At 36.2% G+C, this 22,558-nt stretch carries 15 protein-coding genes and 1 pseudogene; 14 read left to right on the forward strand and 2 right to left on the reverse strand.

Annotated elements, in window-relative coordinates; all coding sequences use genetic code 11:
• Positions 1-228, reverse strand: a pseudogene (locus tag ACJAT0_RS04385) (penicillin-binding protein); the annotation flags it as partial.
• Between the two features lie 1,606 nt (positions 229-1,834).
• Here ACJAT0_RS04385 and ACJAT0_RS04390 point away from each other — a divergent pair.
• The 4 genes from ACJAT0_RS04390 to ACJAT0_RS04405 all read left to right on the forward strand — a co-directional run bounded on the left by ACJAT0_RS04390 (position 1,835) and on the right by ACJAT0_RS04405 (position 6,303).
• Positions 1,835-2,440, forward strand: a complete 606-nt coding sequence (locus ACJAT0_RS04390) for a tRNA-(ms[2]io[6]A)-hydroxylase (RefSeq protein ID WP_374004632.1) — start codon at positions 1,835-1,837, stop codon at positions 2,438-2,440.
• Positions 2,441-2,648: 208 nt separating this feature from the next.
• Positions 2,649-3,698 (forward strand): COX15/CtaA family protein, encoded by a 1,050-nt coding sequence (locus ACJAT0_RS04395; protein ID WP_415180682.1) that lies wholly within the window; start codon positions 2,649-2,651, stop codon positions 3,696-3,698.
• A 1,006-nt stretch (positions 3,699-4,704) separates the two neighbouring features.
• Positions 4,705-5,241: an IS1096 element passenger TnpR family protein gene (locus tag ACJAT0_RS04400; protein WP_374004627.1), complete on the forward strand. Its 537-nt coding sequence runs from the start codon at positions 4,705-4,707 to the stop codon at positions 5,239-5,241.
• Positions 5,242-5,244: 3 nt separating this feature from the next.
• Positions 5,245-6,303 carry a nucleoid-associated protein gene (locus tag ACJAT0_RS04405; RefSeq protein WP_374004626.1) on the forward strand — a complete coding sequence of 353 codons (1,059 nt, stop codon included), beginning with the start codon at positions 5,245-5,247 and terminating at the stop codon, positions 6,301-6,303.
• 222 nt (positions 6,304-6,525) lie between these two features.
• On the opposite strand, the gene ACJAT0_RS04410 is transcribed toward ACJAT0_RS04405, so the two are convergent.
• Positions 6,526-7,590, reverse strand: a complete 1,065-nt coding sequence (locus ACJAT0_RS04410; protein ID WP_374004624.1) for a hypothetical protein — start codon at positions 7,588-7,590, stop codon at positions 6,526-6,528.
• A gap of 59 nt (positions 7,591-7,649) precedes the next feature.
• Between ACJAT0_RS04410 and ACJAT0_RS04415 the strand changes: the two genes are divergently transcribed.
• From ACJAT0_RS04415 to ACJAT0_RS04460, 10 genes are all read left to right on the forward strand, one after another.
• Complete coding sequence (locus ACJAT0_RS04415; RefSeq protein WP_415180683.1) at positions 7,650-8,546, forward strand: ABC transporter ATP-binding protein; 897 nt, start codon at positions 7,650-7,652, stop codon at positions 8,544-8,546.
• A gap of 8 nt (positions 8,547-8,554) precedes the next feature.
• Positions 8,555-9,397 (forward strand): ABC transporter permease, encoded by an 843-nt coding sequence (locus tag ACJAT0_RS04420; RefSeq protein WP_415180684.1) that lies wholly within the window; start codon positions 8,555-8,557, stop codon positions 9,395-9,397.
• A 159-nt stretch (positions 9,398-9,556) separates the two neighbouring features.
• The gene (locus tag ACJAT0_RS04425) at positions 9,557-12,829 is read left to right on the forward strand and encodes a T9SS type B sorting domain-containing protein (protein ID WP_415180685.1); all 3,273 of its coding nucleotides are present in this window, start codon (positions 9,557-9,559) and stop codon (positions 12,827-12,829) included.
• Positions 12,830-12,859: 30 nt separating this feature from the next.
• Positions 12,860-14,908 carry a gliding motility-associated C-terminal domain-containing protein gene (locus tag ACJAT0_RS04430; protein WP_415180686.1) on the forward strand — a complete coding sequence of 683 codons (2,049 nt, stop codon included), beginning with the start codon at positions 12,860-12,862 and terminating at the stop codon, positions 14,906-14,908.
• Positions 14,909-15,495: 587 nt separating this feature from the next.
• Positions 15,496-15,663, forward strand: coding sequence for a hypothetical protein (locus tag ACJAT0_RS04435; RefSeq protein WP_415180687.1), 168 nt, complete (start codon positions 15,496-15,498; stop codon positions 15,661-15,663).
• A 198-nt stretch (positions 15,664-15,861) separates the two neighbouring features.
• Positions 15,862-16,320: a MarR family winged helix-turn-helix transcriptional regulator gene (locus tag ACJAT0_RS04440; RefSeq protein WP_374004615.1), complete on the forward strand. Its 459-nt coding sequence runs from the start codon at positions 15,862-15,864 to the stop codon at positions 16,318-16,320.
• Position 16,321: 1 nt separating this feature from the next.
• Positions 16,322-18,730, forward strand: coding sequence for a 3-hydroxyacyl-CoA dehydrogenase NAD-binding domain-containing protein (locus tag ACJAT0_RS04445; RefSeq protein ID WP_415180688.1), 2,409 nt, complete (start codon positions 16,322-16,324; stop codon positions 18,728-18,730).
• Positions 18,731-18,927: 197 nt separating this feature from the next.
• Complete coding sequence (locus ACJAT0_RS04450) at positions 18,928-19,095, forward strand: four helix bundle protein (protein WP_415180705.1); 168 nt, start codon at positions 18,928-18,930, stop codon at positions 19,093-19,095.
• Between the two features lie 80 nt (positions 19,096-19,175).
• Positions 19,176-20,366, forward strand: coding sequence for an acetyl-CoA C-acyltransferase (locus ACJAT0_RS04455; RefSeq protein ID WP_374004644.1), 1,191 nt, complete (start codon positions 19,176-19,178; stop codon positions 20,364-20,366).
• 329 nt (positions 20,367-20,695) lie between these two features.
• Positions 20,696-22,507 (forward strand): acyl-CoA dehydrogenase family protein, encoded by a 1,812-nt coding sequence (locus ACJAT0_RS04460; RefSeq protein ID WP_415180689.1) that lies wholly within the window; start codon positions 20,696-20,698, stop codon positions 22,505-22,507.
• The last annotated feature ends 51 nt before the right edge of the window (positions 22,508-22,558 follow it).

Raw genomic sequence — 22,558 nt, forward strand, 5'->3', positions numbered from 1 at the left:
ATAATTTACATAATTAACTTGTAATTGATGGTCCATTTTAGCATTTATAGTGGCTGGATTATAAATTCCAGAAGTAGGATCATAATCTACGCCTGTCAATATCCTGCCTCCTAGCGCGGCTTGTTTTGTCCCAGATACCAAATTTAAAAATTGATAGGTAGATTGTCCTCCTATTTGCGCTTTCGCGAAAGCGGAACATAAAAGAAAAAGATAAAACAATTGACGCATTAAATGATTTTAAAACTACTTATCGGATAACGAATGCAAGTTTAATTTATTTTTGTCTTTTACATGAGTTTTTAATAATTAATCTCCCGATTGATTTATTACCAAACCTTCTTCACCGCACAATGAAAAATAAGGAACTTCTTCCTTTGCTTAATAAATTCTAGGTTGTACTTAGTTTTATCAAAACGTAATTCTAAGGAAACCTTTAAATAAATACTTCTACGTACCCACTTCCTGTAAAATAATTTTAATTTACCCTGACTGAATTTCATAAAAAACTAAACGTTAAGGCATAAACAGCTAGCAACATTGTACGTAGTTTTTTAAAGACTTTTATAGGATCGCTCATTTCAATAATGCCACCTCACATATTTTATTTCTGATCAAATAATATGTGTGCGATCAGAACTATTAAAATTGCTCTAATACTTATAACTATTACTAGAATGAGCGTGTGTTTCCACACGCAAACCTAAAAATACGTCAACTCTTGTGCAATAATCTGAACGACTTGTTTCCATTAGGACAAAGAACTCTCTTGGACGCTACATATATCTAGGAAAAATAACCCTGACGGCACCTATCCATGTTTAAATCTCTTTAAACGCTTAAAAATTCCAAAAAGAGTTCATCTGTTTAAAAATTAAAACAATTTTTCTAAAACACAAATTTCATTCCTTATTATTCTAGAACGAATATCGCGCCTTGAAATCCTTTGTTAATTTGTAAATAAATGGAAATGCAACCGCGCTGCCGACATAATACCTATGCGAGCAAAAAAAAAAAAAAAATCTATTCGTGAGCGCTCCCACACAACACTTAATTAATAATACTTTTAATGATTAAAGAGAACTATTTGTTCAAAACCTTTTTTTCGCATACCCGATCAACCGATCTACCACCACAACTAGAAAACGATCACCACCAAGTTTATGTCTTGCATCCATCAAAAGTGTATTGCCAATTGATTATTTACTACTACCAATTCTTAAACATGCTTCCCAAGAATTTAGAAATTTTATTACCCCAACTACATTTTTTTTTAATCCCTCAAAATCTGGAATTTGTTTTATAGACTGGATGATTTAAAAGGAGTTCCTTTCAGAAAGAATAGAATACTTAACAGGACTTTTCTCCTTGATTATTTTCAAGGCAAACTGTTTGATATGCCTATTGTGTTCGGGTGTTTACAAAACTACCGTTTAGGAACATATACTTTTGAATAAAAGTATCTTTCTGTCTTTTACCCAGTAAATTGTGCATTCTCCTTAACTTTTCTATGGTAATTAATGTCCGTATACAAAAACGCATTCCATAAACTCTTTAACTAAAAAGATAGCCTAAGAAAAAACGCTTTATAGACTAAATAAATCTAGCTCTATGCTCTCATATACCTGAATATGTTTTGCCTATCGCATCAAAGCAAAAAAAGAATGTGAACCCATAACAGATCGAGCTACCTGCTCATTCTAAATTTAGCAAATAAAACAAATCAAAAGGCTTATTAAAAATTAAAACTTCCATAGCGCCTCAAACTGAGACTTGATTAAATGAATATTATTAAGAATTCTTGTTATAAATCAACATTCTAAACGACCTTTGTAGCATGGAAAATATTGTTTCTAAAACAACACTTGGACTGAACTTACCTACAGATCCACGATGGATAAATCTTGCTGCTATGAGCATGCAAGATATCTTAACAGATCATGCCTTTTGTGAGCAAAAAGCAGCGAGCACCATCATTTCTATCATTCAAATGCATTCTGACAAACCTCTGTTAGTTGAAGCCCTTTCACCTATAGTTACCGAAGAATGGGGACATTTTAGAATGGTGCTGGCCGAGTTGAAGAAAAGAGGTTTAACTCTTGGCATCCAGCGGCCAGATCAATACATCAAAGAATTGATGAAAGGAAAACCCAAAGGCACTGGACGCGAGCAATTATTTTTAGACCAATTATTAATTTGTGCCTTGATAGAAGCACGCAGTTGTGAACGATTTAAAATACTTTCTCAACAACTGGAAGAACAAGAACTCAAGGATTTCTACCATCAATTTATGGTAGCTGAGGCAGCTCATTACAAATTGTTCCTCCAACTTGCAAAAAATTTCTTTGAAGAAGAAAAAGTGGTGGCGAGATGGCAATACTGGCTGGACCATGAAGCTGATTTTTTACCTCATCTTGAGGTGCGCGGTGATCGAATGCACTGATTAAGTTGATAGCTGATAAAATAGAAAATCATTCCATTACAGAAATAAGCAGTTGATTACATCATGCTAAACAGTAAAAATACCAAAAAAGACCTCATAATTCTACAAAAGCAAAATTCACTTTTGCATGACCTCTAAAGAAAGAGTAGCAACCTGTTTCCCCTCAACTTTAAAGGGATCGACTTTATGAAAAACGACAAAAATTAAAATGAACCAAATCATAAAAAACTTTTTTTCAGAATCCCGATACCGATGGTGGTTGATGGCTAGTATCATAGTTATCTATCTAATTATCGTTGCTGGTGCCGTGGTGCGCATGACTGGAAGCGGTATGGGATGTCCCGACTGGCCAAAATGTTTTGGATATTGGATCCCGCCTACAGAGCAAGCGGAGCTCGATTTTTCTCCTGAGACTCCATACAAAGAAGGAATGGTAATTATTGTGGACCAAGAACTGCGAGTTGCCAAAAATGATTTTTTTACAGACGAGACTTACAATCCGAATAATTGGGAAGCTTACACAAAACACGATTACTCTGTTTTCAATGTCTACCACACTTGGACAGAGTACATCAATAGACTCATAGGCGCTTTAGGTGGTGTAGTAGTTTTAATCATGTTCCTATTCTCCCTTCGCTATGTTAAGGATAGACCGAGACTTACTATTCTGAGTTTTGTCTCAGTACTTTCTATGGGAATTCAAGCCGTAATAGGTAAAATAGTGGTGGATACCAATTTATCACCAGCGCTCATTACCTTTCACATGATCGCTGCATTATTAATTGTAGGGTTGCTGATTTACCTGCTCCACGAGGTAAAACCAATAGATTACAGCTTTAAAAGCAATAAAAAGATGGTGCGCTTTGCCTCACTTTTGATATTATTGACGCTCATTCAAGTGATTATGGGAACTCAAGTAAGGCAATTTATAGACCATCAAGTAGACTTATTTGGTTATCCGTTGAGTTCAGAATGGCTAGAAAATGGCCCCATAATTTTTTTTATACATAGAAGTTATTCCATCTTACTAATAATCGCTCATGCTTGGTTTTTCTATCAAATGATACAGAAGTTTCAGCATCCTAAAAAGCCGTATTATGTTCTTGGAGGGTTGTTTGCGCTAACAATTTTTAGTGGTGTATTGATGAATTATCTCGACTTCCCTTTTGGAACTCAAGCGCTACATTTAGTTATTGCTTCCCTTATTCTTGGTGCGCAATTTTATTTATGGATGCGATTGCGTGTGGCTTTGAAATAAATATCATGCTGGTGGTGTTCCTCAACTACTTCTAAACAAAAGCTTATAAAATTTCCTTATAGATACACCAACAACTGACTTCATCGAAGAGCTTCAACAATAATCCCTAACCTAAATTTCCACCTTTGTAGAAATTGTACTAGAACGGAAATTACACAAAAGGAAATAGGCTAACTGCAAACTTTCTAGAACCCATTTATAGTCGCTATTTTTTTTTATACGTACACGATACGCTTTTGCGAAAGCGAAGCACATCACTATTTCAAATAAAATAAGCAAACTGATTTTATTCAAAAATATGCAACCCATTTTTAGTTATATTGCTTCTCTTAAAAGTTAGGACCAAAAAGTTCTAAGTATCGAAATAATTTAAAAATAACATCATGGGAAAAAGTCAAGACTCCAAGAAAAGTGTCAAAAAAGAAGCCACTAAAACTCCTAAAGAAAAAAAAGAAGAAAAGAGATTGAAGAAGGCTAAGAGAGAGTAGTTAAGCTTAAAATTTATCCGTTCTATATTCACCCGTATTTGAATTTAGAACGGATAAATATTGAATACTAAAAAAAAGCAGTGGAATGCGAGAATGATCAGGCTTAATCTATAATTACAAATTACTTATAAAGCACGCCTAACCCTTTTACTTGGAGTGTATTTGCAAAATCTTAGAGGTTTCAAATTATCTATCTTCATACTAAAGAAATGTGGAAACTTTTTTTTTTAGAAAAGAGAACCAAAATTAATCTCACGAGAAACTTAGCGTCAAGTTCAACTTCTTGAATTGTTTGAAAATATTAACGCTGAAGAAGGTATTTTTTTTTTGTGAAATAATAAATAGACATTCCAATAGAATAGAGTCTTTAGAGAGATTTTCCTGCATACCAAAAGTGAGATATATCCCATCAGTTCTACGTAAATATTAATTCCAACTTTATTCCAATTCAAATTCGATTTCAAGTTCGAATTCCTAGTCAAAAATCTTATATTTACCGTCCTTAAAAATTGGAATAAATGATCTATAGATTAAGAGTTCTTCTTGATGCAAATGACGACTGTTTTAGAGACATTGAGATTGATGATAAAAGTACTCTGGAAGAGTTTCATAATGTCATCGTGCAAGCTTTCCAGCTGCAAGGTGATGAAATGGCAAGTTTCTATGCCAGTGATGAAGAGTGGAATCAAGGGGAGGAATACTGCCTTTTTGATATGAGTGGTGGAATGGCACCTGTAAAAAAGATGGGGGAAACGCTCCTAGAGAAAGCCATGAGTAAGAAGAAGACCAAAATGATCTACATTTATGACTTCTTGAGTCTGTGGACATTCTCTGTAGAACTAGCAGATGTGGTTCCTACGAATCCTGGGACGGCTTATCCACAAGTAATATTTTCTGTAGGGGAATTGCCGGACAGTGCTCCAGATAAAGAATTTGAAGCAGACCCCCGTTTTCATGACAATGAAGAGGACGATGAAGGTTATGGAGGTGATGCAGATACTAGTGATGATGAATTTTATGACGATGAATCCTTTGATGAAAACGACCTATACTAGACTATGATCAATTTATACAACACGAGAATTGAAAGCCTTGCCATACACCGTGTAGGCAATAGAAATAAAGGAGAAGCTTTACTTACATCAAACAGTGCTGCGACACTGGATGACGAAATGCACTCTCTTTTAAAAGAATATTTCTTAAAACCCTTTCGTTCAAAAGAAGAAGCGTATTACAGTTTCTTTCATGATGATAGCTTAGAGTTTCATGATATATACGCTTTTGCAAAAGCAATATTCTCCACGCCAGCATCCTTACTAGAAAATAGTAAGAAGATGGCAAAACACCTTTATGAGCAGTCAGACCATCCACATATACGCAGTGGCGAGGTGTATATTTGTTATTTTGATAACGTGATGGTGGACAATAATAAAACGGATGCGATAGGTATTTTTAAAAGCGAAATCAAGCAAGAGTTTTTACAATTTGAAGAAGGAGAAACCGATCTCAAAATGATACTTCAACAAGGTGTGAATTTAAATAAACTGGACAAAGGAGCGATTATTTTTAACGTTGAGGAAGAAGCAGGATATAAAATTCTATCGGTAGATTCTAACCGTTATGATGCAAAATACTGGCTAGAAAGTTTCTTAGGAGTGGACGTTTTTGAAGATGAAAATTTCTTTACTAAAAAGTATTTAAAATTTTGTCAAGATTTCGCAAAAGATGTCGTGCTTCCTGCAGAAGATAAAAAAGAAGAGGTCATGTTTATGAACCGAGCAGTCAACCATTTTGCCAAAAATGACACCTTTGAAGAAACAGCTTTTTTAAATGACACTCTTGACAACCCTGACCTAATTCCTGAATTCAAGAACTACAAAATGGAAAAAGGAGCAAAACATTCTATAGAGGATGTGTCTACGTTCCCTATTTCCAACACTGCAGTAAGTGCGGCTCGCAAAGGAATTAAAAGTGTCATCAATCTAGATACTCACGTACAAATTAAGATGGATTTTACCAATTCAGACAGCGCTGATAAATTTATAGAAAAAGGATGGGACGAAGAAAAACAAATGTATTATTATCTCGTATATTTCAATCGTGAGGAAAAGAAATAGCATCTGGCAGGAGCTATGATTAAAATAACAAAATTGTGTTCTGAAAAGCCAGCTGATTTAATTCGTTTATTTTAACTGTCTTTTTGTTATTCATATCGTGATTAGAACTTTTATTGTCTAATGAATCTTGAGCTTAATATCTAGATCATATGTCATTGTAATACTCTTTTAGAATCCCTTATCAACTGCCTGATTAAAATTTTAATTTTGTAGATCCCTGATCTAATGATCTACATCATAGTAGTTTCTTTGAACAAAGTCTAATGCCGTACTTAAAACTCCTCCCATACTCCTAGCTGATTTAAATCGTATATCTCCAGTATATTCGTGAAGCTCTCTTTTGAGTTGTTTAAATTTATAAGGGGAAGATATATAATCAGCTCGCATGCATTTTATAAGTTGCTTATAGCGTTTTTGTGTGTTGATCAAACGTTTTGCAATGAGAGCTCTCTCCTCCATTTTATATTGCTCGATACTTTCATCTTTAAGACAATTAGAAACATTCATGACCATGGCCAGATTTTCTTTAAAAAACTGAGGCCTGTACACTTTAAGTTTCCCTTCATAACACTGCTGGTCAAAGTCTATCGCACGTATAGCATAACTTACACGATCAAAATCATGTGTAGGAATTACCACATAATTATAAGATCTCATATCGCCTAGCAATCGAATCAAGCAGCGTTCATTAAATTTTACAAACTCCTTTGCTATTTGAGTCAGTTCTTGCTGATCACAACCATCCATATAGGTGACAATAAAATCATCCCCAGGGATGCCCGCTATATGTTGTTCGATGAGCGTATTCTTATGAACTAAAAAGTTAATGCGATGTGGAGAAAGTAAATGCTCTAGTTCCAGACCATAGACTCTTGATGCATCTGCTTTTTTTACATAAAAATAGGTAAAACCATCATTAAGAATATTCCTGATTCTGATTCTAAAAGGTTTTGTATTCCCGAATGTGCAGTAATCTACAGCATCCACATTTAGATAATCTAGTGTCTTATCCCTTCCATCACTATGAAGGATATCATATATCTTTTTTAAATGCATGTCTATTTGCTCGCGATCAGAATCTGAATAATAACAACGTACCCATAAGGTATCTTCATCATTTTTATCATAAACCGCAATACAGCCTGCAAACCTCAATAAATCTTCATAAGAAACAGGTATTGAGGTGCTCCTATTATATCGCTTTACATAATCTGACAAAGAGGTCCCTATGGGGAACGTGGGCTTCTTATTAGACAATAATTTATCGTTGAGAATATTTTCTGACATAAATACAGTAACATTTGTTGTTTCTTACAGTCACATATTACAACAAAAAAACTCTATTCATGGAAACCATCCTTGAAATTAACCAACTTCACAAAAATTATGGCACACTGACAGCAGTGGACCATATTACTCTAAAAATTCAAAAAGGACATGTTTATGGAATCTTAGGTCCCAATGGCAGTGGAAAATCTACCACATTAGGAATGGTGCTTAATGTGGTTAACCCCACAAGTGGTAATTATAAATGGTTTGAAGGAACTACTTCAAATCATGACGCTCTTAAAAGAATAGGAGCTATTATTGAGCATCCTAACTTTTATCCAAGCATGAGTGCCATTCAAAATCTTGAATTGGTCTGCAAGATTAAAAATGTAGACAAAATTAAGATTCAAGAAAAGTTAGCGCTTGTTGATTTACTCGAGCGTAAGCATTCTCCCTTTAAAACCTACTCTTTAGGAATGAAACAGCGTCTCGCAATTGCAAGTGCCTTACTTAATGACCCAGAGATATTAATACTGGATGAGCCTACAAATGGGTTGGATCCACAAGGAATACGCCAAATTAGGGATATCATCCAGAAAATAGCAGCCAGTGGAACGACGATCTTGCTCGCTTCTCACTTACTGGACGAAGTTGAAAAAGTGTGCAGCCATGTATTGGTCCTAAGAAAGGGAAAGATGCTTTATTCTGGACCTGTAGACGAAATGAACCACAATCACGGCTCTATCTTTATAGACGCCAATGATAGAGCCGCACTGCATAGCTTCCTAAAAGAAAAAACGTATGTAGGCAAAATCTCAACACATGAAGATGGTCTAGAAGTAACACTTTATGAAGAGATAGATATGACACAAATTAATAAAGAAGCCTTTGAAAATGGCATTGTTTTAAGTAAACTTCTTCATAAAAAACAGAGTCTTGAAGACCAATTTATAGAATTAACCAGCCAAAACTAATCCAAGCCATGAACAGATTATTAGATATAGAATTTCACAAATTCAGAAACAGTAAAAGCAGTAAGGTACTTACCATTATCTATTTAGTCATAGTTGTGGCGTTGATGTTTGTAGGTTTATATGAAATAGAAATAAAAGGAACAAAGGCCAGCCTCTCCGATTTAGGGATTTTTGACTTTCCATTTATATGGCATTTAAGCACTTATTTAATTAGCTTTTTAAAGTTTCTTATCGCTATTGTAATTGTATCACTCGTAGCAAATGAATACAGCAACAGGACTCTAAAACAGAACCTTATAGATGGTCTGAGTAAAAAAGAATTAATTCTTTCAAAATTTTATTTTATTTTGATCTTTACGACTATGCTTACCGCTTTAGTCTTTTTAGTTTGTCTCCTATTAGGTTTGATATACTCCAGTATTACTGAGCCAAATCTTATTTTCATAAATATTGAATTTATAGCAGCTTTTTTTATAAGTCACATTGCCTTTTTTGCAATGTGCTTATTTGCTGGTGTATTAGTGAAACGCAGCGCCTTTGCTCTGGGCATAATTGGTATTTGGGGCATTTTTGAATTAGTCATCTTTGGTATCAGTTCTTATTTAGATCTTAAATTTGGATGGAGTGTATGGGATCTATTAAGAGATGTATTGCCTTTAAACTCTATATCAAACTTAGTAGTAGAACCCTTTAGCAAAGTAAGCATAGTTAAAACTGGCATCGAGACGTTGTCTCAAAGTGAATTTGAAAAAGATTACGGTGTGCGTTGGATCAACGTGATTGTTTGTGCAATATGGACTGCGCTATTTACTTATTGGTCCTATATTTTATTAAAACGCAGAGACCTGTAATCAGTCAATTTTGTTAGAGAACTAGATATACCCTTTTGAATTGGAATAAAAACTCATTCCCTTATTAAGAGAATGAAATAAAAATTACAAGTAAGGAGATAGATTTGAAGAACTGTTAAAAAATTATAAATTGTGGTATGTGTAACGTAAATTCGCCGCATGCAAAAAAAAATCTCCTTACTTGCCTTTTCTGTATTGGTATTTACGCTGTCTGCTAGTACAGTTAACGCTCAATTGCAGGCTTCAAATTGGTATTTTGGATTTAACGCGGGTATTAACTTTGATCCAACAAGTGGAGCAGTAACAGCACTTACTGACGGACAAGTATCTACAAATGAAGGCTGTGCGACCATTTCAGATGAAAGTGGTCAGTTATTATTTTACACAGATGGAAGTGTCGTTTTTGATAGATCGCATCAGATAATGCAAAACGGTCAAGGTTTAAGAGGTGATCCATCTAGCAGCCAAAGTGCTATTATAATTCCCAAACCTCAAGATCCTAACATTTATTACATCTTTACAGTAGCTATAGCACAAAGTAATGGAGGTGATAAGGTGCATTACTATGAGGTGGATATGACCGCTAATTCTGGTTTTGGTGCGGTCACCACAGATATTAATAACCCTCCATTATTAATAGAAGAAGCATCAGAAAAGCTAAGCGCTATAAATCATTCTGTTAATGACGAAATTTTTGTTACCACATATGCTAACTCTACTGGTTTTGGTTTTTTTGATTCTTTCCACACCTTTACAGTTTCTGCTACAGGGGTAAATCCTATTCCCGTTATCTCTACTGTTGCAACGCCTACTTTAGCCAGAAGAGGTTATTTAAAGTTCTCTCCAGATGGTCGCTTTTTAGTTTCTTGCACAATGGGCGCACAAAGTTACTTGTATGATTTTGATCAAAGCACGGGAATTGTATCTAACGAAAGACAATTAAATTTAACTATAAATCAAGCTGGTTATGGTGCTGAATTCTCACCAGATGGAAGTTTACTTTACATAACAGCGTCCAATGATGCCTTTGGAAATAATGCTGCTAATCATTCATCAACCCTTTATCAGTTTGAGTTAACTACTGCAAACTTATCTACAGGTATTCTAAATGGTATAGAGATCGACACAAGACCCGGATATAGAGGAGCCTTACAGTTAGGTATCGATGGAAAAATATATAGGGCAGTTGCAGATTCTTTCAGCGTGGGAAGAAACTTTCTAAGTGTTATTAACAATCCCAACATAGTTGGATCAGGTTGCAATTATCAACACGATGCAGTAGCTCTCGCAGGACGCATGTCAGCTCAGGGATTACCTCCGTTTATTCAAAGTTTTTTTGCTTTAATAGAAGCCGAAAATTTATGCTTGGGTGATGGAACTACCTTTGAATTTCAATCAGATACACCACCAGATTCAGTCTTATGGGAATTTGGAGATGGTACTACTTCTACACTAGAAAACCCAACACATACTTATGCATCTAGCAGGATTTTTAATGTTGTACTATCATTAACCAGTGGCGGAAGCACACGAGTTTACCGCAAAAATGTACAAATTTATGATACACCAGTAGCAAATACAATAAATAATATAACCGCCTGTGATACGAATAACGACGGCAGAGAAATAGTTGATTTGGAACTTCTAGCGACACCTCAAATTTTAGGCTCGCAAAACCGCAACCTATTCACAGTAAGATACTTTATAGATCAAGCAAGTGCTGATATAAATAGAAGTGGTGTTTCATCATCTTATCAAATGGAAGTCGCACAACAAACCTTAATTGCGAGAATATACAATTCAAATAATCAAGATTGCTATGCTACGCTGAGTTTTGATATTAGCCTTTTTGAACAACCTATTTCTAACGCAGTAAACGATATGGAAATATGTGACGATGATTTTGATGGGATTGCTAGCTTTAATCTTAACAATCAAACGGCCATTGTTTTAGGATCACAAAGCGCAACAAATTTTAATGTGACATATCACCCATCACAAAATGATGCCGATTTAAATACGGCACCTTTACCATTCAATTACACCAACACAACGCCTTTTAATGAAACGGTATTTATTCGGGTTGAAAATGATCTCCAAAATAGCTGTTCCGATACTACACAATCTTTTAACTTGATTATTAATCCAAGACCTGTAGCAAATGACTTTGAAGCTTTTCAATGTGATGAAGATGGAGTTCCAGATGGAAGAACTGTTTTTAGCCTAATGAGCTTCGATGACTCCATAAGCGGAAGTGCTGCAGGTGTTACATTATCCTACTTTATTAATCAAACTAATGCAGATAATAATAGCAATGAATTAAATAATACGAGTTACACAAATATTGCCCCTTTACAGAACATCATTGCTCGAGTTACTGATGACATAACTGGTTGTTTTAATACTTCTATTGTTCGTTTATCAGTAAGCGCAAGTGATGCTCAAAATACAAGCTTATCTTTATGCGATAACGATGGTACGGAAGATGGCTTTACCGAATTTGACCTTTCTATTGCAAATAGCGATGTGCTCATAAGTGCACCTGCAAATGTCACAGTAAGCTACTATATATCCTTAAACGATGCCTTAACAGAACAAAATATACTTCCTGATTTATATACCAATACTACCACTAACAGTCAAAGGATTTATGCTCGAGCAGAATCTCCTGATGGGAACTGTTTTGGTATCAGTGAGGTTATATTAACAGTAAACGAACGTCCTGTTATAGAACTATCAGAATTATTTGATTACTGCGGTAATGATCCTCAAGCCCTAATTATTGATAGTGGTATCCTTACAGGACCCACAACTGACTATACCTATTTATGGAATAACGGAGAAACTACAGAGTCCATTTCTGTGACTGTAGGTGGAGACTATCGGGTTACCGTATCTAACCTAGAAGGCTGCTCTAGAGAAAGGTTGATCACGGTCATTATAAGTGAACCTGCTGCGATTACTAGTATTGAATCTGTAAATGCCGGCACTACTAGTTCAGGTGCTGCAACGATCAATGTCACTGGGTTAGGTGACTATGAATACCGCATCAATCTTGAAGACTCCTATCAAAACAGTCCTGTTTTTGAAAATATTGTTCCTGGCTTTTATACCGCTTATGTAAGAGATAAAAATGGCTGTGGGACAACTACTCAAAATTTTAGCATTGTAGGTTACCCTCGGTTTTTCACTCCTAATAACGACGGATTCAATGATTACTGGCAATTAATAGGGGTTTCTGTAGTATTTGAACCTAATTCAGAAATATTCATCTTTGATCGTTATGGGAAACTATTAAAACAAATCTCACCACAAGGCGTGGGCTGGGACGGCACCTATAACGGTGCTCCATTACCTTCCAGTGATTACTGGTTTAAAGCTACTTTAATGGATGGAACTGTTTTTTATTCTCATTTTACATTGAAGAGATAAATCGAGATTGCCTATTTTTACCACTGTGCAATGAGATATATTTTATATTTATTAGTTTTTATTTATTCCACTTTCGCAGAAGCGCAACTAGAATCATCCTTCTGGTATTTTGGGATCAATTCAGGTATTGACTTTAACTCAGGAAGCGCAGTGGCAATTAGTGATGGACAATTAGCCACTGGAGAAGGTTGTGCCACCATCTCAGATGAACTAGGCAACCTATTATTTTACACCGATGGCTCTTTAGTTTATGATGTAAATCATGTAACCATGCCCAATGGAACTGAGCTCCTAGGTAGTTCTTCCAGCACAAGCAGCGCTATTATAGTTCCTCTACCTGGAAACGCAAATCAATACTATATTTTCACCGTAGATACTAATGACGAGTTCTATAGAGATACCGATGGACTGCACTATTCCATTGTAGATATGTCATTAAATAATGGCACCGGAGATATAGATGTTTTCAATAAAAATATCAATTTACTTCCGGTAACTTCAGAAAAATTAACAGCTGTTTCTAATGCTACGGGCGACGGTTTTTGGATCATTTCTCAATTTCAAGATTTGTTTTATTCTTATGAATTAACCGCAAATGGTTTGAGCGCTACCGCTGTTATTTCACAAGTGGCTCCATTTGTAGAGTTGATTACAACACCTTTTACAAATGTAGATGTAGCCGCTATGAGGGGTTACATAAAAATAAACACAAGAGGTAATAGACTAGTGGCAGCTCACTTTTCAAACAATACCACCTCAGATTTTGACGGAATTACAGATATTACCACTGCACGAAGCATCGCTTATACAAATGGTGGTGAGCTGTATCTTTATGATTTTGACAATGCTACTGGAATAGTCTCTAATCCGCAACCCTTACTTACTAAACAAGACAGCGGCTCTATTTATGGAGTAGAGTTCTCTGGTAATGGCCAATTTTTATATGCAGAAGTGGATTATATGAATGCGTCCACTACCCAAACATTTGAACTCATTAGAGGAGAAATTGTTCAATATGACCTGACGGTGTCTAACATTGCAAACAGTGCCACAGTCATTTATCAAGATAACTTCAACGCTTTTAGAGGAGCATTACAATTGGGCCTTGATAATAAAATTTACCACTCTAGACGTCAACAAAACGCACTGAGCGTTATCAATAGCCCTGATGCTAGTGGCGTTAGTGCTAACTACACGTACAACTCCTTTGCATTAACTCAGAATGCAACTTCTTGGTACGGCTTACCTATTTTTGTTCAATCCTTCTTTCTCAGTGGTGAGATTGAAGCAATGGACCATTGTTTTGGAAAGGAACAATTATTTAATATCAATACCACTGCAAATGTAGTTGCAATAGATTGGGATTTTGGAGACCCTACGTCTGGAAATGAGAATTTCTCTACTTCATTAGAACCTTCTCATTTATTTTCAGATCCGGGGATATATACAGTTACCGCTACAGTGGAGACCTTGGTAGAAAGTTTTATCCTAACAATGACTATTGAAGTTTTTGAAACAGTTGCTGTAAATGATTTTCCTGAGGAATTAGAGGTATGTGAAGAAGGTTTTGATCAGGCAATTTTTGATTTGACTGTCATTGGAAACCTTATTTCTACCAGTAGCGATCAAACAGTAACATTTTATGAATTAGAACTGGATGCAGTAGAAGACCAAAATGCCATATTAAATCCTTCTTTTTATACCAACTTATCTGCTACGCAAGAAGTTTATATAAGAGTATCAAATGAAAATTGTTATGAACTATTTTCATTTTTAATAAAAATAAAAAATTGTCCTGTAGAGGTGTTTAATGTTGTTACACCCGACGGTAATGGGCAAAATGATACGCTAATTGTTTCTGGACTCTACGATATTTACGATAAACATAAAATGCATATATACAGCAGATATGGACAAAAAATTTGGGAAGGAAATAATGAATCTGGAGGTTGGGACGGCACATCTAACACGGGACTGTTATACCCTGGTAAAAAACTTCCTACTGGAACTTATTTTTACGTATTAGAATTGAATGAACCTAATACAAAGCCTGAAGCTGGCTTTGTATACCTACAATAGGTTTCAAACAAGAAAGCCTGAAAAGATAAAAAACACTGCTTCTAAACTTCACTTTAATTCTTAGTCTTTAGCAACACGCGCAAAACAAATCTTATTGGTAGAATTTTAAAGATAATACTGACCTATTCATTTACTCTTGATCCTAAGAATCATTTTTAGTGATACTTTAATGCAAAACATAAAGCACAGAAAGGTGTGCATGTAGTTCAAGTGAAAAGAAAAGTATCTGTTTTTTACTAATGGTAAAAAAGGCTGTGCAAAAAAAAATAAAGCAAGGCCCAATAAAAGTAACTTAAAGTTAGAAATTCTCCGACTCCATCAGCAAATGTAATCAAGGCATCAGAACCTCTACCGTATATTTCATTTTACAATAAGTGATTTTTGTGAGGTTCCCGATACCTACTTTAAATTTGAAAGGACTCTTCATGTAGGTCTATTTGGTGTGTTGCTGGCAGAAAAACATTACTTAAAACAAGATGTACAGAAAAAAGAGCAGATAGTGTAAAATCCGTTTGTAATACTCTAGACTGTTATGGTACTGTTCCAATTTGTCCTGTAGTTTTAGGCTTACCTTCCATCTCCTCTCTATGGATATTGAAGTCTGTGATAATGTACCTATAGATGGCTGTAGTCCTTTTATATTAACAGATCAAGATGTTGATGAATTATTACTTGCCAGTGTTTATTTCTATGTAATTCCATACCATCATGCAGCTATTGAAAGCAAGGCTAGATGTTTTTATACCAACTTATAATAACAATTTTATTTTACCGTTTTAGATGCCCTAGTTTTAAGTAGCTAGGAGTTCTTATTTATTAATTAATTTTGACTTAATTTAACTTTCGCGAAAGCGAAACCCAAATCATAGACCTTTACTATAACGATTGATATTTTTTACCTATTTACTATGCGTGCATAACATAAAAATGTATATTGCACTATAATATAAAAGATGAGAGATAAAACTATTGATTATATTTTAAGGGCGACATGGATGTCGGTGTCAAAAATGTACAATGAACAAGCTTCTGTAAAAGGGAGCACGATGTCTACTGGATTTGCTCTTATTAGCATTGATCCTGAAACAGGAACACCAAGTACAGCCTTAGGTCCTAAAATGGGAATGGAAGCGACTTCTCTTTCCCGTACACTTAAAATGATGGAAAATAAGGGACTTATTGAAAGACGTAAAAACCCTGAAGATGGAAGGAGTGTATTGATACATCTTACCGACTTCGGTATGGAAATGCGGGATTTTTCTAAGTCGGTCGTTAAAACTTTTGACCAGGTGGTTAAAAATGAAATTGAACCAGAAAAATTAGACGTCTTTCTAGAAGTAGCCTTCAAAATCAATGAAATAGTGAACTCTAAAAAAATATTCAAAAAACACACTCTATTAGCTCAAAAATAATATGGGAAAACGTAGAATAAAACATGTAACTGTAATAGGTTCCGGAATTATGGGAAGTGGTATCGCTTGTCATTTTGCAAACATAGGCTGCGAGGTGCTTCTTTTGGATATCGTTCCTAGAGAACTAACCGATAAAGAAAAGTCAAAAGGACTTACTCTGGAAGATAAAGTTGTGCGCAACCGACTGGTAAACGATAGTCTTACCGCTTCTATTAAAAGTAAGCCAGCTCCATTATACAACAGTGCTTTTGCTCATCGCATCTCTACTGGTAATCTTACTGATGACCTTGCTCGAGTGAAGGATACCGACTGGATAATGGAGGTTGTTGTCGAAAGACTGGATATTAAAAAGTCCGTTTTTGAACAAATTGAAAAATACCGCAAACCAGGAACTCTAATCACGTCAAACACATCTGGAATTCCTATCTCTTTTATGAATGAAGGAAGAAGTGAAGATTTCCAGAAACACTTTGCCGTAACGCACTTTTTCAATCCGCCTAGATATCTAAAATTATTTGAAGTAGTTCCAGGACCTAATTGCGATACTGAAGTGACTGACTTCTTAATGGAATATGGAGAGAAATTTCTAGGAAAAACAGCTGTTCTTGCCAAAGATACTCCTGCATTTATAGGTAACCGTATAGGTATATTCTCGATTCAGAGTTTATTCCATGCTGTTAAAGAAATGGGGTTGACCGTTTCTGAAGTAGATAAATTGACCGGTCCAGTTATAGGTCGTGCAAAGTCAGCCACTTTTAGAACGGTAGATGTAGTGGGACTAGACACATTAGTGCACGTGGCAAATGGTGTTTATGAAAACTGTCCTAATGACGAGCATAAGGACACTTTTAAACTACCAGATTTCATCCATACCATGATGGAAAAAAAATGGTTGGGTTCTAAAGCTGGCCAAGGCTTTTATAAAAAGAACGTTTCTAAAGATGGACAGAAAGAAATTCTAGCCCTGAATCTTGACTCCATGGAATATGAGAATCAAGGAAGAGCAAAATTTGCTACCTTAGAACTTACTAAATCAATTGATAACGTAGCCGACCGTTTTCCTATATTAATTAAAGGAAATGATAAAGCTGGTGATTTTTATAGAAAATCATTTGCCTCTTTATTCGCCTACGTACAGCATAGAATTCCAGAAATATCTGATGAATTGTATCGCATCGATGATGCGATGAGTGCAGGGTTTGGCTGGGAACACGGACCCTACCAAGTTTGGGACGCCGTAGGTATTGAAAAAGGTGTGGAACTCATGGAGGCAATAGGTGCAACACCAGCTGCTTGGGTAACTGAAATGATAGAAAAAGGATTTGAATCTTTCTATACTGTAAAAGATGGCGCTACGTATTACTACTCTATTCCGGATAAGGATTATGTAAAAAAACCAGGTCAGGATGGATTTATAATCCTCGATAATTTACGTGCCAAAGCTCCTGTCTTTAAAAACTCTGGTGTAATTGTACACGATATAGGTGACGGAATACTAAATGTAGCGTTTACTTCTAAAATGAATTCTATAGGTGGTGATGTTCTTGCTGGTTTAAACAAAGCCATAGACATTGCAGAAGATCGCTTTGACGGTCTTGTAGTCGCAAACAATGGCACCAACTTCTCTGTAGGAGCAAATATCGGTATGATATTTATGATGGCCGTTGAGCAAGAATATGATGAGCTGAACATGGCGATCAAACAATTCCAAAACACAGTGATGAGATTGCGTTATAGCAGTATTCCTACCATCGTAGCACCACATCAAATGACATTAGGTGGTGGCTGTGAGATGACCATGCACTCAGACGTTGCCGTTGCTAGTGCTGAGACTTACATCGGTCTCGTAGAATTTGGAGTAGGTGTAATCCCTGGTGGTGGTGGTTCGAAAGAGATGGCGCTACGTGCTAGTGATACGTTTGAGAAAAACGATGTGGAATTGAACCGACTTCAAGAATACTTCCTTACGGTAGGTATGGCAAAGGTAGCTACCAGTGCATACGAAGCTTTTGACCTAGGCATCCTTAGAAAAGGAATTGATCATGTAGTCGTAAATGATCATAGACGTATCGCTTTCGCGAAAGCGCAAGCACGATTATTAGCAGATAAAGGGTATACACAACCAGTATTACGTAAAGATGTAAAGGTGTTAGGAAAGCAGGCCTTAGGAATGTTCTTAGTAGGAACAGACCAAATGGAAGCTGGTAAATACATATCGGAACACGATAGAAAGATCGCTAACAAATTAGCCTACGTGATGGCTGGTGGAGATTTAAGTGCTCCAACATTAGTTTCTGAGCAATACTTACTTGACCTAGAGCGGGAAGCTTTCTTAAGTCTTACCGGAGAGCGTAAAACTTTAGAAAGGTTACAGCACATGATACAGAAAGGGAAACCTTTGAGAAACTAAAAAAGAATCAAAAAACGAGAGTCAAGAAAAAAAGAGGAGTCTATTATGAAAAGGCACAACTTTAAAAATTTAAAGATTTGGGAAAAGGGAATCGAATTAGCTATGAGTAGTTATGAGCTTACCGGTAAATTTCCTAAGAAGAAAAATTTGGGCTTATTTCTCAGATGAACAGATGCTCTGTTTCAGTTCCTTCAAATATGGCCGAGGGAACCGCAAAATCATCTAATAAATACTTTTATATTTTTTTAGAGAATGCTCTAGACTCTTTATTTGAATGGCAAACACAATTAATTATAGCTCATAAAATCGAATATATCAGTACGGAATATTTTGAAAAACATGAGATGAATATAACATTAATGTAACGAATGATAAACTCATTCATGGACAGAATCAAATCTTGAGTCTTGACTCTCGACTCTTGATTCAATAATCAAAGATTATGATGAAAACTGCATACATAGTAGCTGCAAAAAGAACAGCTGTAGGAAAAGCACCTAAAGGAGTTTTCCGTTTTAAAAGACCTGATGAGCTTGCTGCCGAAACAATTGAAGCAATGCTCAAGGACATTCCTAACCTGGATAAAACTCGTATAGACGACGTGATCATAGGTAATGCAATGCCAGAAGCTGAGCAAGGATTAAATATGGCACGTTTGATCTCATTGATGGGACTTAAAATAGATGATGTTCCAGGTGTAACCGTTAATCGGTACTGTGCAAGTGGTGTAGAAACTATCGCTATGGCTACCGCAAAAATCCAATCTGGAATGGCGAGTTGTATCATTGCTGGTGGAGCTGAGTCTATGTCATTTATCCCTATGGGTGGATACAAACCTACTCCTGATTACCATATAGCAAAAGCGGGTCACGAAGATTATTATTGGGGAATGGGATTAACAGCTGAGGCTGTTGCAAACGAATTCAATGTATCTCGTGAAGATCAAGATCAGTTTGCGTTCAACTCACATCAAAAGGCACTCAAGGCGCAAGCTGAAGGTCGTTTTCAAGATCAAATAGTTCCTATAACCGTTGAAGAAACTTTCTTAAATGAAGCTGGTAAAAAGGAAACTAGATCTTACACAGTAAACAAAGATGAAGGACCTCGTGCTGATACCAAACTGGAAATACTTGCCAAACTACGGCCAGTATTTGCTGCTGGTGGTTCTGTAACTGCCGGTAACTCCTCACAAATGAGTGATGGTGCTGCAATGGTTCTTGTCATGAGTGAAGAAATGGTAAAAGAATTGAACGTAGAGCCTATTGCTCGTATGGTCAATTTTGCTGCGGCTGGCGTACCTCCTAGAATTATGGGAATAGGACCCGTAAAAGCTATTCCTAAAGCATTGAAACAAGCAGGTCTTTCTTTGAAAGATATAGACATGATTGAACTTAATGAAGCTTTTGCTTCACAATCTCTAGCTGTCATTCGTGAATTGGGATTAAACCCTGATATTATCAATCCTAATGGCGGTGCTATTTCACTAGGTCATCCTCTAGGTTGCACCGGTGCAAAGCTAAGTGTACAACTGTTTGATGAAATGAGAAAACAAGAAATGAAAAGCAAATACGGTCTAGTGACAATGTGCATAGGGACGGGCCAAGGAGCTTGTGGGGTTTATGAGTTTTTGAAATAAGAATCGACTAAGGAGCAGTTCGTGTAATGTGGAGCCGTTTTTTAAAGTATAAATGATCAAGAAAAAATAGTTATGCAGAAATTTAAACAATGGAGTATTAGGAAAAAGGCAGTACTTAGGATTTTATAACCCAAACATTTTATCTGTAAAATAGAATGAACTGAAACGATCAAAACTAGAAGGTTTATTGAACCAAAAGAAGCATTTTTAGATTAAAAGTTACCGACTTCAACAGAGTATTAAATAAAATATGAACAGCTTTCCACACAGTCTTTGTACCTAATAATTGGTACTTAATACTATGAGTAAAGCAAAATAAAAAGAAAGTTATGTCAACAGAAACATTAAAGAAAACAGAAATGATACGCGGTGGACAATTCATCGTTACAGAAACTAAACCTCAAGACGTGTTTACTCCAGAGGATTTTACTGATGAGCAAAAAATGATGCGTGATAGCGTTCAGGAATTTGTAGATAGAGAAATAGTACCTCATAAAGAACGTTTTGAAAAGAAAGACTATGCACTTACAGAAGAGGTGATGCGCAAAGCTGGAGAAATGGGATTCTTAGGAATCTCTGTTCCAGAAGAATATGATGGATTAGGAATGGGATTTGTATCTACCATGCTGGTATGTGATTATATCTCTGGTGCCACAGGATCTATTGCAACAGCCTTTGGTGCTCATACAGGAATAGGCACGCTGCCTATTACTTTGTACGGTACGGAAGAACAAAAAAAACAATACGTACCTAAATTAGCCACGGGTGAGTGGTTCGGTGCCTATTGCTTAACAGAGCCAGGTGCTGGATCTGATGCTAACTCTGGAAAAACAAAAGCCGAGCTTACCGAAGACGGTAAGCATTATAAGATCAACGGTCAAAAGATGTGGATCTCTAATGCCGGTTTCTGTAATGTATTTGTAGTTTTTGCTAGAATGGGAGACGATAAAAATATCACAGGCTTTATTGTAGATAATGATGCCAGTAATGGGATTACCATGGGTGAAGAAGAGCACAAGTTGGGTATCCACTCCTCTTCTACTCGCCAGGTATTCTTTAATGACTGCATGGTTCCTGTAGAAAACATGTTAGCTGGTCGCGGTGAAGGTTTTAAAATAGCGATGAACGCTTTGAACGTAGGTCGTATCAAATTAGCTGCTGCTTGTCTAGATGCCCAACGTCGTGTTATTACTCTTGCTACGAAATATGCAAACGAACGGGAACAATTCAATACACCTATCGCAAAATTTGGAGCGATCCGAAAAAAAATTGCTGAAATGGCGACCAACGCTTATGTAGGTGAAAGTGCTTCTTATCGAGCTGCCAAAGACATTGAAAACAGAATCCACAAACGTCAAGAAGATGGAGCTACGTTTGCAGAATCTGAATTAAAAGGTGTTGAAGAATTTGCTATCGAATGCTCTATTCTTAAGGTGGCCGTTTCTGAAGATATGCAAGCTTGTGCAGATGAAGGAATTCAGATATATGGAGGTATGGGCTTTAGTGCAGACGCTCCTATGGAATCTGCCTGGAGAGATGCCCGTATTTCACGCATCTATGAAGGTACTAACGAGATCAACCGTATGCTAGCGGTAGGTATGCTTGTTAAAAAAGCGATGAAAGGTCATGTGAATCTATTAGAACCAGCTATGGCTGTAGGAAATGAACTGACTTCTATTCCTTCTTTTGAAACTCCAGATTTCTCTGAACCGTTAAGTGAAGAAATGGATATTATTAAAAAAATGAAGAAGGTATTCTTAATGGTGGCAGGAAATGCAGTTCAAAAATTTGGCTCTGCATTAGATAAGCACCAACAGCTTTTAATTGCCGCGTCAGATATTTTAATCGAGATCTATATGGCAGAAAGCACTATTCTTAGAACGCAAAAGAACATTGCGCGTACGAGCCTTGAGGAGCAAAAGGAGCAAATTGCAATGTCGCAGCTTTATTTATACAACGCTGTGAAAATTGTTCAAAACAGAGCTGAAGAGGGAATCTCTAGTTTTACAGAAGGTGATGAACAGCGCATGATGCTTATGGGACTAAAACGTTTCACAAAGTATGCAAACCTTCCTAACATTGTTGCTTTAAGAAACACCATTGCCGATAAAGTAACAGAAGCAAATAAATATCCTTTCTAAACATCTAGAATTACACAATTAATCCCAAATAGCTGCCCTGGTTATGGAAGG

Source organism: Nonlabens sp. (genome assembly GCF_047636915.1).
Lineage (GTDB): Bacteria > Bacteroidota > Bacteroidia > Flavobacteriales > Flavobacteriaceae > Nonlabens.

Bases quoted from the DNA above. Each gene is read 5' to 3' on its own strand.
- ACJAT0_RS04390 (WP_374004632.1), top strand. From the start codon at position 1,835: ATGGAAAATATTGTTTCTAAAACAACACTTGGACTGAACTTACCTACA.
- ACJAT0_RS04395 (WP_415180682.1), top strand. From the start codon at position 2,649: ATGAACCAAATCATAAAAAACTTTTTTTCAGAATCCCGATACCGATGG.
- ACJAT0_RS04400 (WP_374004627.1), top strand. From the start codon at position 4,705: ATGATCTATAGATTAAGAGTTCTTCTTGATGCAAATGACGACTGTTTT.
- ACJAT0_RS04405 (WP_374004626.1), top strand. From the start codon at position 5,245: ATGATCAATTTATACAACACGAGAATTGAAAGCCTTGCCATACACCGT.
- ACJAT0_RS04410 (WP_374004624.1), bottom strand. From the start codon at position 7,590: ATGTCAGAAAATATTCTCAACGATAAATTATTGTCTAATAAGAAGCCC.
- ACJAT0_RS04415 (WP_415180683.1), top strand. From the start codon at position 7,650: ATGGAAACCATCCTTGAAATTAACCAACTTCACAAAAATTATGGCACA.
- ACJAT0_RS04420 (WP_415180684.1), top strand. From the start codon at position 8,555: ATGAACAGATTATTAGATATAGAATTTCACAAATTCAGAAACAGTAAA.
- ACJAT0_RS04425 (WP_415180685.1), top strand. From the start codon at position 9,557: ATGCAAAAAAAAATCTCCTTACTTGCCTTTTCTGTATTGGTATTTACG.
- ACJAT0_RS04430 (WP_415180686.1), top strand. From the start codon at position 12,860: ATGAGATATATTTTATATTTATTAGTTTTTATTTATTCCACTTTCGCA.
- ACJAT0_RS04435 (WP_415180687.1), top strand. From the start codon at position 15,496: ATGGATATTGAAGTCTGTGATAATGTACCTATAGATGGCTGTAGTCCT.
- ACJAT0_RS04440 (WP_374004615.1), top strand. From the start codon at position 15,862: ATGAGAGATAAAACTATTGATTATATTTTAAGGGCGACATGGATGTCG.
- ACJAT0_RS04445 (WP_415180688.1), top strand. From the start codon at position 16,322: ATGGGAAAACGTAGAATAAAACATGTAACTGTAATAGGTTCCGGAATT.
- ACJAT0_RS04450 (WP_415180705.1), top strand. From the start codon at position 18,928: ATGGCCGAGGGAACCGCAAAATCATCTAATAAATACTTTTATATTTTT.
- ACJAT0_RS04455 (WP_374004644.1), top strand. From the start codon at position 19,176: ATGAAAACTGCATACATAGTAGCTGCAAAAAGAACAGCTGTAGGAAAA.
- ACJAT0_RS04460 (WP_415180689.1), top strand. From the start codon at position 20,696: ATGTCAACAGAAACATTAAAGAAAACAGAAATGATACGCGGTGGACAA.